The organism is Flavobacterium sp. N2038, assembly GCF_025947185.1.
In the GTDB taxonomy this organism is placed as follows: domain Bacteria; phylum Bacteroidota; class Bacteroidia; order Flavobacteriales; family Flavobacteriaceae; genus Flavobacterium.
Map to the genome: position 1 here is coordinate 3591027 of NZ_CP110001.1, position 17658 is coordinate 3608684.

At 33.5% G+C, this 17658-nt stretch carries 16 protein-coding genes; 10 read left to right on the top strand and 6 right to left on the bottom strand.

Translation table 11 applies throughout. The annotated features are described in order from the left end of the window. Positions 1-7 precede the first annotated feature (7 nt). The 3 genes from OLM51_RS15925 to OLM51_RS15935 form a co-directional block, all read right to left on the bottom strand. Positions 8-2242, bottom strand: a complete 2235-nt coding sequence (locus tag OLM51_RS15925) for a nitric-oxide reductase large subunit (RefSeq protein ID WP_264551585.1) — start codon at positions 2240-2242, stop codon at positions 8-10. 99 nt (positions 2243-2341) lie between these two features. After that, positions 2342-2869 (bottom strand): azurin, encoded by a 528-nt coding sequence (gene azu, locus OLM51_RS15930; protein WP_264551586.1) that lies wholly within the window; start codon positions 2867-2869, stop codon positions 2342-2344. A 47-nt stretch (positions 2870-2916) separates the two neighbouring features. Beyond that, entirely contained in the window at positions 2917-3363 is a 447-nt protein-coding gene (locus OLM51_RS15935) for an RrF2 family transcriptional regulator (RefSeq protein WP_264551587.1), read from the bottom strand. Positions 3364-3562: 199 nt separating this feature from the next. Between OLM51_RS15935 and OLM51_RS15940 the strand changes: the two genes are divergently transcribed. Together OLM51_RS15940 and OLM51_RS15945 are read left to right on the top strand one after the other, a co-directional pair. Then, positions 3563-4342: an NYN domain-containing protein gene (locus OLM51_RS15940; protein WP_264551588.1), complete on the top strand. Its 780-nt coding sequence runs from the start codon at positions 3563-3565 to the stop codon at positions 4340-4342. Positions 4343-4376: 34 nt separating this feature from the next. Continuing rightward, entirely contained in the window at positions 4377-5888 is a 1512-nt protein-coding gene (locus OLM51_RS15945; protein WP_264551589.1) for an FMN-binding glutamate synthase family protein, read from the top strand. A 65-nt stretch (positions 5889-5953) separates the two neighbouring features. On the opposite strand, the gene OLM51_RS15950 is transcribed toward OLM51_RS15945, so the two are convergent. After that, entirely contained in the window at positions 5954-6361 is a 408-nt protein-coding gene (locus OLM51_RS15950) for a hypothetical protein (protein ID WP_264551590.1), read from the bottom strand. 448 nt (positions 6362-6809) lie between these two features. Between OLM51_RS15950 and OLM51_RS15955 the strand changes: the two genes are divergently transcribed. The 5 genes from OLM51_RS15955 (at position 6810) to OLM51_RS15975 (ending at position 12417) form a co-directional block, all read left to right on the top strand. Next, positions 6810-7205: a DUF2809 domain-containing protein gene (locus tag OLM51_RS15955; protein ID WP_264551591.1), complete on the top strand. Its 396-nt coding sequence runs from the start codon at positions 6810-6812 to the stop codon at positions 7203-7205. Next, entirely contained in the window at positions 7180-7758 is a 579-nt protein-coding gene (locus tag OLM51_RS15960; protein WP_264551592.1) for a non-canonical purine NTP diphosphatase, read from the top strand. The genes OLM51_RS15955 and OLM51_RS15960 overlap by 26 nt, the downstream gene beginning before the upstream one ends. 204 nt (positions 7759-7962) lie before the next feature. Beyond that, entirely contained in the window at positions 7963-9876 is a 1914-nt protein-coding gene (locus tag OLM51_RS15965; RefSeq protein ID WP_264551593.1) for a DEAD/DEAH box helicase, read from the top strand. 250 nt (positions 9877-10126) lie between these two features. Next, on the top strand, positions 10127-10900 hold the full coding sequence (locus tag OLM51_RS15970; RefSeq protein WP_264551594.1) for a carboxypeptidase-like regulatory domain-containing protein: 774 nt from the start codon (positions 10127-10129) through the stop codon (positions 10898-10900). A gap of 197 nt (positions 10901-11097) precedes the next feature. Further along, the gene (locus OLM51_RS15975; RefSeq protein ID WP_264551595.1) at positions 11098-12417 is read left to right on the top strand and encodes a TIGR00341 family protein; all 1320 of its coding nucleotides are present in this window, start codon (positions 11098-11100) and stop codon (positions 12415-12417) included. Positions 12418-12678: 261 nt separating this feature from the next. On the opposite strand, the gene OLM51_RS15980 is transcribed toward OLM51_RS15975, so the two are convergent. Continuing rightward, on the bottom strand, positions 12679-14139 hold the full coding sequence (locus tag OLM51_RS15980) for an aminoacyl-histidine dipeptidase (protein ID WP_264551596.1): 1461 nt from the start codon (positions 14137-14139) through the stop codon (positions 12679-12681). Positions 14140-14346: 207 nt separating this feature from the next. On the opposite strand from OLM51_RS15980, the gene OLM51_RS15985 reads away from it, so the two are divergent. The 3 genes from OLM51_RS15985 (at position 14347) to OLM51_RS15995 (ending at position 16711) form a co-directional block, all read left to right on the top strand. After that, on the top strand, positions 14347-15408 hold the full coding sequence (locus OLM51_RS15985; protein ID WP_264551597.1) for a DUF3810 domain-containing protein: 1062 nt from the start codon (positions 14347-14349) through the stop codon (positions 15406-15408). Positions 15409-15575: 167 nt separating this feature from the next. Then, on the top strand, positions 15576-16070 hold the full coding sequence (locus OLM51_RS15990; RefSeq protein ID WP_068843197.1) for an RNA polymerase sigma factor: 495 nt from the start codon (positions 15576-15578) through the stop codon (positions 16068-16070). 8 nt (positions 16071-16078) lie between these two features. Then, positions 16079-16711: a hypothetical protein gene (locus tag OLM51_RS15995; RefSeq protein ID WP_264551598.1), complete on the top strand. Its 633-nt coding sequence runs from the start codon at positions 16079-16081 to the stop codon at positions 16709-16711. A 74-nt stretch (positions 16712-16785) separates the two neighbouring features. Here the strand turns inward: OLM51_RS15995 and OLM51_RS16000 are convergent, their stop codons facing one another. Beyond that, entirely contained in the window at positions 16786-17616 is an 831-nt protein-coding gene (locus OLM51_RS16000; RefSeq protein ID WP_264551599.1) for a lysophospholipid acyltransferase family protein, read from the bottom strand. Positions 17617-17658 lie beyond the last annotated feature (42 nt).

The following is a 17658-nucleotide window of genomic DNA, read 5'->3' on the forward strand; positions in this document are numbered from 1 at the left end:
TATTTTCTTATTTCTTATTTTTTAATGTCAGTTCAAATACAAACCAGGCCATCGTTATAAATCCTATTCCAAAGATTGAATCTCCAATAGCGCGAAGCCATTTTAAAGTAATCATTGCTGGTTGCTGCATTAATTCTGATGAACGAGCATACCACATACCATGGCTAATACTTTCTACTGCCTGCCAGACTCCAATTGGAAGCAAACTCAGAATTGCCATCAGAAATAAACCAATATTCAAAGACCAAAAAGTAATTTTAAGCAGTTTGGTATTCCAGGTTACATTTCGGTATAAACTTCTCAATACAAATAATACTAACCCGATTCCAAGCATTCCGTACACTCCAAATAAAGCTGTATGTCCGTGTAATGGCGTGGTATTCAAACCTTGTACATAATACAATGCTATCGGCGGATTGATAATGAATCCGAATATTCCGGCGCCAAGGAAATTCCAAAAGGCTACAGAAATCATAAAATAAATCGGCCATTTGTAATCTGCAATCCATTGTGTTGATTTTGAGAGTTTATAGTTTTGATAGGCTTCAAATCCTATTAATGTCAACGGAACCACTTCTAAAGCACTAAATGTAGCTCCCAAAGCCATAATTGCCGTAGGTGTTCCTGAGAAATACAAGTGATGAAATGTTCCTAAAATACCTCCGGACATAAAAATTATGGTAGCAAACAGCACATTTAAAGTTGCCGTTTTAGTTTTCAATAATCCTAATCGAACAAATAAAAACGCAATCACAACCGTTGCAAATACTTCGAAGAATCCTTCGACCCAAAGGTGAACCACCCACCATCTCCAATATTCAGCAATAGCTAAGTTGGTTTGTCTTCCCCACATTAATCCAGCTCCGTAAAACATGGCAATTGCAGTACAGGAAACCAAGAACAAAATGATTAAGTTTTTCTCTTCTGTTTTTTTTCTTAAAACCGGAAGCAATGGACGAATCATTAATGCCAACCATAAAAACAAGCCCACTAAAAGGAAAATTTGCCAGAAACGTCCCAAATCAACATATTCGTAACCCTGATGACCAAACCAGAAGTTTTGAACCAAATTCAGTTTTTGCATTACACCAAACCATTGCCCGGCCATTGAACCTAAAACAATAATCAAAAGAGCAATAAACAAGAAATTGATACCAAAACATTGAAATTTAGGATCTTTACCTGAAACTGCCGGAGCAATATATAACCCGGTTGCCAGCCAGGCCGTTGCAATCCAGAAAATTGCCAATTGTGTATGCCAGGTTCTTGTTACAGCGTATGGTAAAATCTGATCAATTGGAATTCCGTACAAACCATTTCCTTCGACTCCGTAATGGGCTGTAATGATTCCGAAAACCATTTGCAGAACCATCAGCAAACTTACAATCCAGAAATATTTGGTTACCAATCCCATAGATTTCGTTTTTCCCTGCTTGATAATCGGATCTTCTTTTGGAAGTGGAAATTCTTCTTCCTCGCCCGATTTTGCATGATAGAAAACTAAGATTCCAACACTTAAAATCAATAGAATAATACTCACTCCCGACCATGCCAAAAGTTCTGTTGTCGCTTTATTTCCTACCAGTTCATCAGATGGCCAGTTGTGTGTGTATGAAATATCACTATCAGGACGATTTGTAACCGTTGCCCAGGTTGCCCAAAAGAAAAACGCATTCATTTTGTGCATTTTTTCTACATCTTTTATAGCATTTTTCGGAATCGCATAATCTCCTCTTAGTTTATCGAACTTTGGATCATTGGTAAAAAGACCTTTGTAATATTCGCTTAAACTTTCAATAGCAGCTACACGATTATCAGAAATAGTAAGAACGCCTGTATCTGAATTATAACGATTCGTTCTCACATCTTTCTGAAGACGAATTTTCAGAGCCGATTGTTTTTCTGCATCTAATTCATCATACTTTTTATTAAAATCTTTTTGAGCATAAATATCCAGTATAAAAACTGCTTCTCTATGCAGCCAGTCTGCAGTCCAGTCTGGGGCCACATAGGCGCCGTGTCCCCAGATTGATCCTACTTCCTGGCCTCCTATACTCTGCCAGATATTTTGTCCGTCTTTAATTTCTGCTTCAGAAAAAATAACTTTTCCTGAATCTGAAACAACTTCTTTTGGTACAGGTGGTGCCTGCTGATAAATTTCATATCCGTAGTAACCTAATACTGCAAATGATATCGTCATTACTAAAGCAAAGACGATCCATAATTTTTTTTCTCTTTTCATTTCTCTTGGGGGAAAATTAATTAATAAAAGACAAAACTATCTTTTATTTGTTTTTAAAAAAACTCCAAACCCATTTACAGCATTTGGAGTCTTTATTATTTACTCTACAACTAATACGCCTTTCATCATGGCAACGTGACCAGGGAAAGAACAAATAAAGGGATATGATCCTTTTTTATCAATTGTAAATTCGATTGTATCTTCTTCTCCTCCACCAATTAATTTAGTATGAGCAATAACTGAAGCTTTTTCAGATTCCGGGATATAATCAGTTGCTTTTGCATCATTAGCTTTCAAAGCAAAAGCTGCCTGGTCTGTTCCTTCTTGTAAAATCACTAAATTATGTCCCATTGCTTCTTTTGGGATCTTACCAACATGTTTTAAAGTCAGTTTTATTGGTTTTCCTGCAACAGCTTTCAATTCATTTGTGCTAAACTGCATTTGGTCGTTTCCTTCAATAACTAAAACATTTTCTTCAGCTGCTGGCGTTACTGGCGCTGCTTCCCCTTCAGTAGATGGTTCAGTCGTTTCCGTTTGATCAGCAGGAACTGTTTCTTTTTTTCCGCAAGAAGTTACTGCTAAAAATCCCATTAGGATCATTATCGAAATTTTGGTTTTTGTATTCATTATAAAGATATTTATTAAATATTAATCGTTTTATATTAAAATATTGTTTAATCTAAGTTTAATGTTTTTAGAAAAAAATCTCCATTTTTAACCCCAGAAGCAAGTTGTTCCAAGGTTGTTTTTGTGAGCATTTCATGAAGAAGACCTCTAATTTTTTTAAATTCGAAGTGAACCGGGCAAGGGTGATCTTCTGAGCATTCTTTTAGTCCGATACCACATCCGCTGTATATTTTATCACCGTCGATCGCATCTACAATCTGAATTAGTTTAATTGATTTTAATGCTTCGGCCGAAACTTCAAAACCTCCACCAACTCCTTTAGCCGAATGAATAATTCCATTCTTAGTTAGAATTTGCATAATCTTGGCAGTAAAAGGCTCCGGAGAATCAATTTCTTTCGCCACATCTTTTATCCCAACCCTGATTCCTTTTGAAGATTTGGTAGCAATAAATATTGAAGCTCTAATTCCGTACTCACACGCTTTTGAAAACATATCCTGTTTATTAATTCCATACAAAGATAAATTGTTTTTTAATTAAAGACAAATTTATCTTTAATTAATTTTACAGGAAAGAATCTTATTTATAATGAAAATAATTAATGTTAATAAAAACACTAATTATACCATCAATTCTTATAAAAACCAATTTTAAGTTTAACTTTGAGTTACTTAATTTTCTAATATTGAAATAATGCCTTTAAGTAACTCAAAAGATTTAAAATTGGCTGTTCTTATAGACGCAGACAATGTACCTTACAGCAATGTTAAAGGTATGATGGAAGAAATAGCCAAATTAGGAACTCCAACCACAAAACGTATTTATGCAGACTGGACAAAACCAAATGCAAACGGATGGAAAGGAGTTTTATTAGAACATGCCATTACTCCTATTCAGCAATACAGTTATACGGTTGGAAAAAATTCTTCAGATTCTGCTCTGATTATTGATGCAATGGATTTGCTGTATTCCGGAAAATTAGATGGTTTTTGTATTGTATCGAGTGATAGTGATTTTACCCGTCTTGCCATTAGACTTCGTGAATCTGGTATGAAAGTAATTGGTATTGGAGAAAAGAAAACTCCAAATTCTTTTATTGTTGCCTGTGACCGATTTATATATATTGAGGTACTGGATGGCGCAACCCAGAAGAAAAAGCCAAAAGCAGCCACTACCGATACCAAAAAACCAGTTGAAAAACCAGCTGAAAAAGCACTTCACAAAGTTGACAAACAAACTATTGAACTGATCGAAACTACAATTGAAGATCTTGAAGATGATGATGGCTGGGCATTTTTGGGAGATGTCGGAAATTTAATCGTTAAGAAAAAACCTGAATTTGACCCTAGAAATTATGGTTTTTCTAAACTTACACCAATGCTGAAATCGCTAACAGATTTTCTTGAAATTGACGAAAGAGAATCTGACAAAAAAGGAATCAAACACGTATATGTGCGTTTAAGATTCAATTAATTATCTTATTTATTACCCATTAAATTTTAAAAACATGAGAAAAAAATTCTTTATTTACGGATTCTTATTGTTTCTAATTGTTGCTGCAATTTACTATTATACCGGACGCGGCTTTTTGTTAGTCATTATACTTCCGATTTTATTAATTGTCGGAGTTTATAATGCTTCTCAGAAAAAGCATGCTATTTTAAGAAACTTTCCTGTTCTGGGCTATTTTAGATATTTGTTTGAAATGATTGCACCGGAAATTCAACAGTATTTTATTGAAAGATCTACAGACGGAAAACCTTTCTCCAGAAACCAACGTTCATTGGTTTATCAAAGAGCTAAAAATATCGATTCGAGTACCCCATTCGGGACACAACAAGTTTTAAATCATGATAATTATGAAGGTATAAAACATTCGATTTTCCCTGCAAAAGTTAATGAGGAATTACCTCGTGTATTGGTTGGAGGAAAAGATTGTAAACAACCTTACTCAGCATCTTTATTTAATGTTTCGGCAATGAGTTTTGGTTCACTAAGTGAAAATGCAGTACGCGCCATAAACATAGGTGCTCAAAAAGGAAATTTTTACCAAAACACAGGAGAAGGCGGTTTAACTGAATTTCATCTTGCAGGCGGTGGAGATATTACCTGGCAAATTGGTACAGGCTATTTTGGCTGTCGTGATGCCGAAGGAAATTTTAGTCCTGAAAATTTTGCAGAAAAAGCAAATCTTCCCAATGTAAAAATGATCGAAATTAAACTTTCGCAAGGTGCAAAACCAGGTCATGGAGGTGTGCTTCCAGCTGCTAAAAACACAGAACAAATTGCAAAAATAAGAGGAGTGCAACCGCATACTATGATTCTTTCGCCTCCTGGTCACCATGCATTTTCAGACAATAAAGGCCTTGTTCACTTCATCAAACAATTACGTGATTTATCTAACGGAAAACCAATCGGATTTAAATTGTGTATCGGAAACACACATGAGTTTGAACAGCTTTGTCATGAAATGATTTCTGAAGATATTTTCCCTGATTTTATTACAGTTGATGGTGCAGAAGGCGGAACAGGCGCTGCTCCATTAGAATTTGCTGACGGAGTTGGAATGCCTTTTGAACCGGCATTAATTTTCGTTAATAAAACTTTGGTACGTTTAGGAATACGCGATAAAATGCGCATTATTGGAAGCGGAAAGGTTATATCCGGTTATTCTATTCTGCATGCAATCGCATTGGGTGCAGACATGTGTAACAGTGCCAGAGGTTTTATGTTTTCTTTAGGCTGTATTCAGGCGCTTCGTTGTCATAATAACGAATGCCCAACCGGAGTCGCTACTCAAAACAAAATGCTTATGAAAGGTTTAGTCGTTACAGATAAATCGGATCGTGTGTATCATTTTCATAAAAATACCCTGCACTCTGCTAATGAACTTCTGGCCGCTGCAGGCAAAAAAAGTTTTAGTGACGTAGATATTAATATATTTATGCGTGGCGATGAATTTGCTAATTTATCAGATAAATACTTCCCGGATATCCTGACAAATGTGACCAAACATTAAAAAAACAAAAAACCGCTTTGCGAATCTGCAAAGCGGTTTTTTTATGTTTAGAAATATACAACTAATTATTGATTCAATACTTCTGCTAAAGTTTCCTTATTTATAACTTGCTTTACAAAAACAGTATTGTCATTCGCCAGAAAATAAGTATCAAACTGAACTCCTTCCTCTACTAGATCCTGAGGAATCTGATTTTTCTTTAGCATTTCTTTTAACAGCTTTGCAAAAGAAATATCAGCTGCCATTTTGTTTGGCTTATTCTGTTCTAAATTGGTTTCAAATCGCAATTCAATTTTATTATCATTTATATACCCTCTTGCAGTAGTAAGTGTAACGTTATCAGCTTTAAAAGTTTTAGAAGTGGCATTGTAAGCCGTTACAAACTCTTGCAGTTTCTGTTTGGTATTTTTACAGCTTGCAAGCATCAATACTACAACAACTACAAATGCAATTTGGGTCATTTTCTTTATCATAACGTTTTTATTTTAGTTTCAGAAATCTTAAAAGTGCTTCAAGATAATAATAATCTGCATAATTTACCAAATTGATAAATTTATAAATTAAGCAGTCGGATTTTAATATTTGTATTTTGCGATTCGCAAAAAAGCACCTTTAATACCCTACCGTGCGGACACAAGCATACAAAACAACACAAATTACACTAATTGTCACTAATTTGTTTGTGGAATTAATTTCACAAACAAGGCTAACCTATTAAAATTTGTGCAAATTCGTGCAATTCGTGTTCAAAATTGATTTACAATATTTATGTCTTCCCGGTAGCTTTAATACCTCTCTTTTTGACTTTCTATTTGTCAAAGTGGAACAAAACCTATATGGAACTTTGACAAAGGAATCTACTAAAACTAAGATCTAAAATAAAAGATAAATTGTAATTTTGTTCTAAACTAAAAAATAAACTTGAACAAAATCCGAATACAATATTTCATTTTTTTTCTAACCATTATTCTTCTGGGAATTCTTTCAAGAAAAATTTCAGTCATACCTTTATGTATTGGTGATTTTCTGTATGCCGTTATGGTTTATTTATTGATTCGTATATTCTTAACAAACCAAAAAGCCACTCATATAATAGCACTTGCGCTAATGCTGTGTTATGGTATTGAGTTTTTTCAGCTTTATCAGGCTGAATGGATTATCCAATTAAGACAAACTCTTTTTGGAAGATATGTTTTAGGTCAGGAATTTTTATGGGCAGATATTCTTGTGTATACTATTGGAATTATATTTACATATTTAATCGAAAAAATCATTTTAAAATACCATACTTATGAAACTCGTTTTCGCTTCAAATAACAAAAATAAAATCAAAGAAATTCAAAGTATTCTAGACGGATCAATTCAATTATTGAGCCTGGAAGAAATTGGCTGTCACGAAGAAATTCCTGAAACAGCGGATACTATTGAAGGTAACGCCATTTTAAAAGCCAATTATGTAACCGAAAAATATGGTTACGACTGTTTTGCTGATGATACTGGTTTAGAAGTAAATGCTTTAAATGGAGAACCGGGAGTTTATTCTGCAAGATATGCTGGCGAACAAAAAAATGCCGATGATAATATGAACAAGCTTCTAAGTGCTTTATCAGACAAACAAGATCGTAATGCGCAGTTCAAGACTGTTATTGCTTTAAATTTAAATGGAGAACAATATCTTTTTACCGGAATTGCAAAAGGAGAAATCATTTTACACAAAACTGGCAGCAATGGTTTTGGCTATGATCCGATTTTTCAGCCTGAAAATTATACCGAGACTTTTGCTCAATTATCCTCAGAAATTAAAAACAAAATTAGTCATCGTGCACTTGCCACCAAGCAACTAATTGATTTTCTGAACTCAACAAAATAATTGTTCAAAATACAACATTTTAATCTGCAAAATTTATATTTCACGACGTATTTTTTTTATAAATTTTGGATTTTCTTATAAAAATGATTTTACGTTAAACATAACTTTTTGATAATCAAATCATAACAAATACATAATTCTTAAAATAGCATTAGTTTATCTGAATAATTAACAGTAATTTTGCACCCTATTTTAAAAACACATATGAATAAATTTGAACAATTAGGATTGAATGAATCGTTACTGAAGGCGATTTTAGATCTAGGATTTGAAAATCCGTCAGAGGTACAGGAAAAGGCGATTCCCCTATTATTGGAAAAAGACACGGATATGGTTGCGTTGGCTCAGACAGGGACAGGGAAAACGGCAGCTTTCGGTTTTCCGCTAATTCAAAAGATTGATGCTGACAACAGAAATACACAAGCATTAGTTTTATCGCCAACACGCGAGCTTTGTTTACAGATTACTAACGAACTTAAAAACTACTCAAAATACGAGAAAGGTATTAATGTGGTAGCAGTTTACGGCGGGGCTAGTATTACAGAGCAGGCAAGAGAAATAAAGAGAGGAGCACAAATTATTGTGGCTACTCCGGGAAGAATGCAAGACATGATTAACAGAGGTCTGGTAAACATTAAAAATATAGATTACTGTATTCTTGATGAGGCTGACGAAATGTTAAACATGGGATTTTATGAGGATATCGTATCTATTTTATCAGATACTCCAGACGAAAAAAGCACATGGTTGTTCTCTGCAACAATGCCGCAGGAGGTTGCCAGAATTGCAAAACAATTCATGAGCGAACCAGTTGAAATTACTGTTGGAACTAAAAACTCTGGTTCATCTACAGTTTCTCACGAATTTTATTTAGTAAATGCTCGTGATCGTTACGAAGCTCTAAAACGTTTGGCAGATGCTAACCCGGATATTTTCTCTGTGGTTTTCTGTCGTACAAAAAGAGACACTCAGGCTATTGCCGAGAAATTAATTGAAGACGGATACAGCGCAGCTGCATTGCACGGAGATTTATCTCAGGCACAGCGTGACGGTGTAATGAAATCTTTCCGTGGAAGACAAATTCAGATGCTTGTTGCTACTGACGTTGCTGCACGTGGTATTGATGTTGACAACGTAACACACGTTGTAAACTACCAATTACCTGATGAAATCGAAACTTACAACCACCGTTCTGGTCGTACAGGTAGAGCTGGAAAATTAGGTACTTCTATTGTTATTGTTACAAAAAGCGAGTTACGTAAAATTTCTTCTATCGAGAGAATCATTAAACAAAAATTCGAAGAAAAAACAATTCCATCTGGAATTGAAATCTGCGAAATTCAATTATTGCACTTAGCAAACAAAATTAAAGATACTGAGGTTGATCACGAAATTGACAACTACTTACCAGCAATTAACAATGTTCTTGAAGGTTTATCTAAAGAAGAATTGATTAAGAAAATGGTATCAGTAGAATTTAACCGTTTTATTGCTTACTATAAAAAGAATAGAGATATCTCTACTCAATCTTCTGGAGAAAGACGTGAAAGAAATGACTCTGAGCCAAGAGAATTCAACAATAACGGAGCAGTTCGTTACTTTGTAAATATCGGTTCAAGAGATAACTTCGACTGGATGTCTCTTAAAGATTACTTAAAAGAAACTTTAGATTTAGGTCGTGATGATGTATTCAAAGTTGATGTAAAAGAAGGTTTCTCTTTCTTTAATACTGATCCTGAGCATACTGATAAAGTAATGGATATTTTAAACAACGTTCAATTAGAAGGACGTCGTATTAATGTTGAAATTTCTAAAAATGACGGTGGCGGAAGACGTGATCACAATAACCGTGGTGGCGGAAGAAGCTCTGGACCAAGAAGAGAAGGAAACTTTGCTCCAAGACGTGAAGGTTCTGGAGGTGGCGGATTCAGAAGAAACGAAGGTGGTTCAGACAGAGCTCCAAGACGTGAAGGTTCTGGAGGAGGTTTTAGAAGCGACAGAAACTCTGCTCCAAGAGAGGGAGGTTTCAGAAGAAACGAAGGTGGTTCGGACAGAGCTCCAAGACGTTCTGAAAGCTTTGGCGATTCGTCAAGACCAAGAAGACCGAGAAGAGATTAATGATTTAATATCTTAAAATACAAAATCCCAAATTCCAGACATAATTGGAATTTGGGATTTTTTTATTACGAATCTTATACACTACAAATGAGTTTTGCAATTCAAAACAATGTAATTCAATCTTCCTAATCTCTTTTTATTTAAATACGAAAAGTAACACTACTACCTTTGTTAATTTTCTTATAATTATATTTGAATACTACGAAATATTTAATCTCGATTTATTACTTTTAGTGCTTTAAATCCAGATATGAAATATTTCGCAGTTTTCTTTTTTATTCTATTATCGAGTGTTGGTTTCTCACAAGAGACAGAAACAACCGGTCCACAAAGAGTTTCTGGTTACATATATAATGATAATACTAAACAGGTTCTTCCTAATGTAAATATCATTAATAAAAATAAGGTACTAGGCGCTATGTCTGATGCCAAAGGATATTTTGAAATCAATGTACAGGCAAATGACACACTTCTTTTCTCTATTCTTGGTTTTCAATCCTTACGCGTTAGAGTAACCAATGACTGGATAAAAAACAAAGTCACAAAAATTCAGCTTACAGAAAAAGCAATTGCTCTTGAAGAAGTAGTTATTGCACCATTTAGCCTAACCGGTTACCTGGAAGTCGATTCAAAATTAATTCCAACTAAAGAAAACTTCCGTTATAGTATTTCTGGTCTTACTCAGGGCTATGAAGCTGGGGAATATTCTCCAAATGCTTTCGGAAAAGTATTAGGTTCTATTTTTAATCCAGCCGATATGCTTTATAATTTCTTTGGAAAAAGCGGCAAAGAACTCAAGAAACTAAAGGACATGAAAAAAGATGATACCATTAGAAATCTTCTTGAAACAAAATACGATCGCGAAACACTTGCCGTACTTTTAGGAATAACCAAAGAGGAAATCCCCGAAATTTTACAACGCTGTAATTATTCCGATTCTTTTATTCAGACTGCAAATGATTTACAGATTCTGGATGCTATCAGTGGTTGTTATGAACAATATAAAGTATTAAAACGAAATTAAAATTTCATTTTTATATTAAATATACAAATCCTCAATTTAAAAAATTGGGGATTTTTTTTGTTTCATAAAATCTCTATCGCTTTTATTTTAGATGTTCTTTACCCAATAAAGATAGGTTTTAGCATTTTTTTTGATTAAATTAGATTTCCCATTTTTATAAAAAAGCCGGCTTTCAGCCATAATTCCTTAAAACATTTATGACAGATCCAACTCAAAAAGTCTTAAACTTTATTGACCTTCATAAAGGTGAAGAAAATAAAAAATCAGTAATCGAAAATATAACAAGCGCTGTATCATTTAAAGGTTCAAATATTTGGATTTTGGCCTGCGCGATCATTATTGCTTCTGTAGGCTTAAATGTTAATTCGACAGCAGTAATTATTGGAGCAATGTTAATTTCGCCATTAATGGGACCAATTGTTGGCGCTGGTTTTGGTTTAGGAATGTACGATTTTGAGCTTTTAAAAAAATCCATAAAAAACTTGTTCATTGCTACAATCGTCAGCCTTACTACTTCGACCATATACTTTTATTTAAGCCCTTTTAAAGAAGCGCAATCTGAATTATTAGCCAGAACATCTCCAAACATTTACGACGTTTTAATCGCTTTTTTTGGAGGCTTAGTCGGGGTAATTGCCGTAACCCGTGTAGAAAAAGGAAACCCAATTCCCGGTGTAGCTATTGCAACCGCTTTGATGCCGCCGCTTTGTACAGCTGGTTATGGCTTAGCACTTGGGAATTACATCTATTTTTTTGGCGCTTTGTATCTTTATATGATTAACTGTGTATTTATTTGCATTGCCACTTTTGCAATTGTAAAATATTTAAACTATCCCATTACGAAGCAATTAAATCTACAACATCAAAAACGCGTCAAGTATATTGTTACCATTCTAATATTACTTTTAATTGTGCCAAGTATTTATTTTGCCTATCAATTATATATTCAAAAAAATTATAATTCGAGGACAGAAGTTTTTATTCAAAAAGAATTTTTAGACAAGGATTACCCTATCATCTATAAAAAAATTAAATACAATACTGATCCAAAAAAAATTGAGCTAGCCTTTTTAGCTAAAAAATTTGACGACACTGAAATCACTAATCTTAATAAAAAACTGGAAGATTACGATTTACCAAATACAACGTTAATTATCAGACAAGATACGGTCAATTTAAGAAAGGACATTATGAACCAGATCAATAATAATCAAAGTGTAGTAGATCAAAAAGATATCTTAATTAATAATTTACGAAATCAATTAGAACAGTATCAATTTAATAACGTCCAAATAAGTAATGAGGCCAAAATACTTTTCCCAACAATTACTTCACTTACAATTGGAAATTACACAACAGAAACCAATGCCAACAAATCAAAAATCATCCCTTTAATTTTATTTCAAAGCAAAAAAGGAATTGATTTAGAAACAGAAAAAAAATTAAAAATGTGGCTAAAAGAAAGGCTTGAAAGAGATTCGATAGAAGTATATCATCAAAACGCTAAAATAAAATAGACTGCTTTTACCTACAAACCTAAATTAGGAGCTATATTTACTTGAAAATAAATCAAATAACTAAACTTAAAACATCATGTCAAAAAGTCAAGACGCCAAAAAAACGGTAAAAAAAGAACCGCTAAAAACGGCTAAGGAGAAGAAAGAGGAAAAAAGAGAAAAGAAAAACAATCCCAGGAGAGATTAAATCTTAATATTCAATTACAGTCGCAATTTTCAGTATCAAAAGAAACTGAAAATTGCGACTGAAAACTGATTGCTTTATTTAACCGGAATACTAGAAAGAATTTCTAATACAAATTTCCAATATTTCTGAGCAGATGAAATACTTGCTCTTTCGTCTGGAGAATGCGCACCATGAATAGTTGGTCCAAAAGAAATCATATCCATATCCGGATAGTTTGTTCCTAAAATACCACATTCTAAACCAGCGTGACAAGCCACTACTTTTGGCTTCTCACCATTTTGTTTTTCGTAAATTCCAACCAAAGTATCTAATATCTCAGAATTAACATTTGGAGTCCATCCTGGGTAAGAACCTGAAAGTTCAACTTCGCATCCTACTAATTCAAAAGCAGAACGCAGTGCATTTGCTAAATCAAATTTTGAAGTTTCAACAGAAGAACGTGTCAAACATCCAATAGATATTTCACCATCTTTTATAATAACTCTGGCAATATTATTTGAAGTTTCAACCAAATCAGCCATATCAGCACTCATTCTGTAAACACCATTATGAGCAGCATAAATTGCTCTGATAATTCCTTCCTGAACACCCAAATCCATTACTTTTTCAGGTAAATCGCATTTTACGATTTCAATAGAAAGGTTTGGCTCTGTTGTTTTATATTCAGCTTTAATATCGTTGATGATTTCCTGCATATCAAAAATATATGCTTCATCAAACATTTCAGAAATAATCACTTTTGCAACACTTTCTCTCGGAATTGCGTTACGTAAACTTCCTCCATTAATTTCAACAACTTGTAAACCAAAGTTTTCAAAAGCATCAAATAATAAACGGTTCATGATTTTGTTGGCATTCCCTAAACCTTTATGAATATCCATTCCTGAATGACCACCATTTAAACCTTTTACGGTAATAATATGACCAACTGAACCTTCCGGAACTTCTTCTTCATTATATGTTCTTGTAGCTGTTACATCTATTCCTCCTGCACAACCAATATCAATTTCATCATCTTCTTCAGTATCCAGATTCAACAAAATCTGACCTTGCAAAATTCCACCTTTAAGATTTAATGCTCCAGTCATTCCTGTTTCTTCATCAATTGTAAACAAAGCCTCAATTGCAGGATGCGGAATATCTTTACTTTCCAGAATAGCCATGATAGTTGCTACTCCCAAACCATTGTCTGCTCCCAGTGTTGTACCACGAGCGCGAACCCAGTCACCATCAACATACATATCAATTCCCTGTGTATCAAAATCAAAAACCGTATCAGCATTTTTTTGGTGCACCATATCAAGATGTCCCTGCATTACGATAGCTTTACGATTTTCCATTCCCGGAGTAGCCGGTTTTCTGATGATTACATTTCTGATTTCATCTTCAAAAGTTTCTAAACCTAAACTGTTTCCAAAGTTTTTCATAAACTCGATTACACGATCTTCTTTCTTAGACGGACGTGGAACTGCGTTTAAATCTGCAAATTTATTCCAAAGTGCTTTTGGCTCCAGATTTCTTATTTCCTGACTCATTATATTTTGTTTGATGTTTAACAATTAAGAGTCCCAAAGTTACAAAGTTTAATTGCTTTTTTTGCCACGAATTGTACTAATTAGCACAAATTAAAACGACTCTAAAATTGAACAAATCAATAATTAGCGAAAATTCGTCGAATTCGCAGCAAACTTTTTTTAATCATTCAATAATGTATTTATATTTACGTATCTAAAAATTACGCTGTGAAATCAAAATACGTTTTACCTTTATTTTTTTTAATTCAAATCATTTTTTACAAAACCCTTCCCTTTTTTCCAGATTTTGTAGAAGGCTTTTACAGCAACAATTTATTTGTCAGGATTTCGCATTTTTCCAGAAATCTTTTAGGAAAAATTCCGTTTTCTGTTGGCGATTGCATTTATGCCATTTTAATTCTTTCTATAATTAGCTGGTTTTGGAGCATTAGAAAAACATGGAAAACAGACTGGAAAGATCATCTTTTAAAAATGTTAGGTAAAATATCTGTTTTTTACTTTTTCTTTCACCTGCTTTGGGCTTTTAATTATTATCGTGAACCTCTTTTCGAAAAAATGGAAATCAAAAGAGAATATACCGATGCTGATTTTCTCGCATTTACCAAAAGATTAATTGTAAAAACCAACGATATCCAGTATCAAATTACAAAAAATGACAGTGCAAAAATTGTATTTCCGTATTCTCAAAAAGAATCTTTTAAAATGATTTTAAACGGATACGATAATTTAGCAAAAGAACATCCCTATTTTAAATATGAAATCTTAAGCGTAAAAAAATCATTATTCAGCACTCCATTGACCTATATGGGTTTTGGTGGATACCTAAATCCTTTTACGAACGAAGCTCAGATTAACGATTTATTACCCATGTACACTTTTCCGTTGACAACAGCTCATGAAATGGCGCATCAAATTGGTTTTGCCAGCGAAAACGAATGTAATTTTATAGGTGTTTTAGCTTCGCTCAAAAATGACAATTTATATTATCAATACGCAGGATACAGTTTTACATTAAATTATTGCCTTGCTATCTGGAAATACAAAAATGAGAAGATCTTTCAGGAACTAAAAAAACAGGTAAACATTGGAGTCCTGAAAAACTTTAAAGAAAGTCAGGACTTTTACAAAAAATACGATACCTTTCTTGATGAAGGTTTTTATTTCCTGTGGGATAATTTTTTAAAAACAAACAATCAAAAAGACGGAATGGAAAGTTATAGCAAATTCATCGATTTGACGATTAATTACTACAAAACAAGACAACTATAAAGTTTGCCACTCCCGATAGCTATCGGGATGCACAAATTAGCACGGATTTAAAAAAGCAAACTTTTAATCTTTCTATTTTGAGAAGTAATTCGGAAAATTTGTGAAATTCGCGGCAAAAAACAAAACATCAACTGTAACAAAAATGATTTCGTAACTACTAATATAATATGAGTGAAAATCTAGAACAGTCATTTGTTGCGCAATTGCAGGCAAATCAGAATATAATCCACAAGATTTGTAGATTATATACTGCCGGCGAAGATGCTCACAAAGACTTGTTTCAGGAAATCACCATTCAGCTCTGGAAAGCGTATCCAAAATTTAGAGGCGACAGTAAATTTTCGACCTGGACGTATCGTGTTGCTCTAAACACTGCAATTACCTTATACCGAAAAACCAAACGAACCGTATCGACAGTAGAATATGAAAGTCATCAGCATTTTGTAAAAGATGTCGATTACAATTATGAAGAGGAAGAGCAGATCAAATTGATGTATAAAGCCGTCTATCAGCTCAATGACATCGAAAAAGCATTAGTTTTTATGTATTTAGAAGACAAAGATTATCAAGAAATAGCCGAAACCTTAGGAATCAGCGAAGTGAATGCGCGCGTGAAAATGAACAGAATTAAAGGGAAACTTAAAAAAATACTAAATCCTTAAAAATTATTATGAAAGAACTGGATTTATTAAAAAAAGACTGGAAAAAGAACTCGGATTCTTTTGAACAAATTTCTGAGAAAGAAATCTACAAAATGATTCACAAAAAATCGTCTTCTATTGTGAAGTGGATTTTAATTATCAGTATTCTGGAAGTACTTTTTTGGACCATATCAAATTATTTTTCCAATATTGATGATATCCTTAAAAAGATCAATCATCCGGAAATAATACTTTATATGGAAATTATAATGTATTTTAACTACGCTGTAATTTTAGTTTTTATTTATTATTTCTATAAAAACTACAAAACAATATCTACAACTGTCTCTACTAAACTGCTAATGAAGAGCATTTTAAAAACCAGAAAAACGGTTCAATATTATGTTTGGTATAACTTAGGAATGATTGTGGTTTCGTCTATTCTAAGTTTCTTTATAGGCTATGTCTACAATCCGGATATGGCGCTTATACGCGAAAAGTTAGCCATGAATGGCAAAGCAATGTTGTTTTCTATTGGTGCTCTAATACTACTTACCCTGGTTTTCTTTGGATTGTTCTGGTGTATTTACAGATTGCTTTATGGAACTTTATTGCGTAGATTATATGCTAATTATAAGGAGCTGAAGAAAATTGATTTCTAGAAAAGGTGCTAAGATTCTGAGTTGCTAAGGTTCTAAGTCTAAAAAAACTGAAATCTTTATCTAATTTTTAAATCTTAATATTCATTTTCTGTCGACTTGTAGCTCCATCGTCTCATTTCATTAAGTTCTTCCTCTACCTTAATTTCTTCAGCAGGAATTACTTTTAAAAATGATGGATGTTGTTCGATTGCAAATTCTACTTTTTCTACGATTTCGTCGATGGTATCGTTTTCATAATCAATATCAAGAGGTTCTTTGATGATGAAAGATTGCAGAATTCCTTTTTTCTTCATACGCAATCCTTTCTTATCAAAAGAACGACGGAAACCATCTATTACAATAGGAATTACAACTGGTTTATGTTGTTTAATAATATGTGCCGTTCCTTTACGAACAGGTTTAAAAGATTTTGTTGTTCCCTGAGGAAATGTAATTACCCATCCATCCTGAAGAGCAATTCTAATATTTTCAGTATCATTAGGGTTTACATCACGTTTCTCGGTAACATCAACTCCTTTTGCACGCCAGGTTCTTTCAACTGTTATAGCGCCTACATAGGCTAAAATTCTTGGCAATAAACCCGCCTGCATGGTCTCTTTGGCAGCAACATAATAAATATTCATTTTGGGTTGCCACAAATAACCAATATTCTTAATAGTATCCTGACGTCCGCTTAAACTTGCGTTAAACACATGAAACATAGCCACAACATCTGCAAAATAAGTCTGGTGATTTGAAATAAACAATACATTAGTATCCGGCAATGTTTTAATAATTTCAGATCCCTCGATCTGTAATTCATTAAATCCCCTGTATCTGCGGTGCGTCATAGCTCCCAAGATTCGGATTAACCATTTCTTGATAAATAATATATGTCCAAAAGGATTTCGTTTAAACAATCCCATAGCTGTTTATTGTATTTTTTGTTAAGTCGCAAACATACAAAA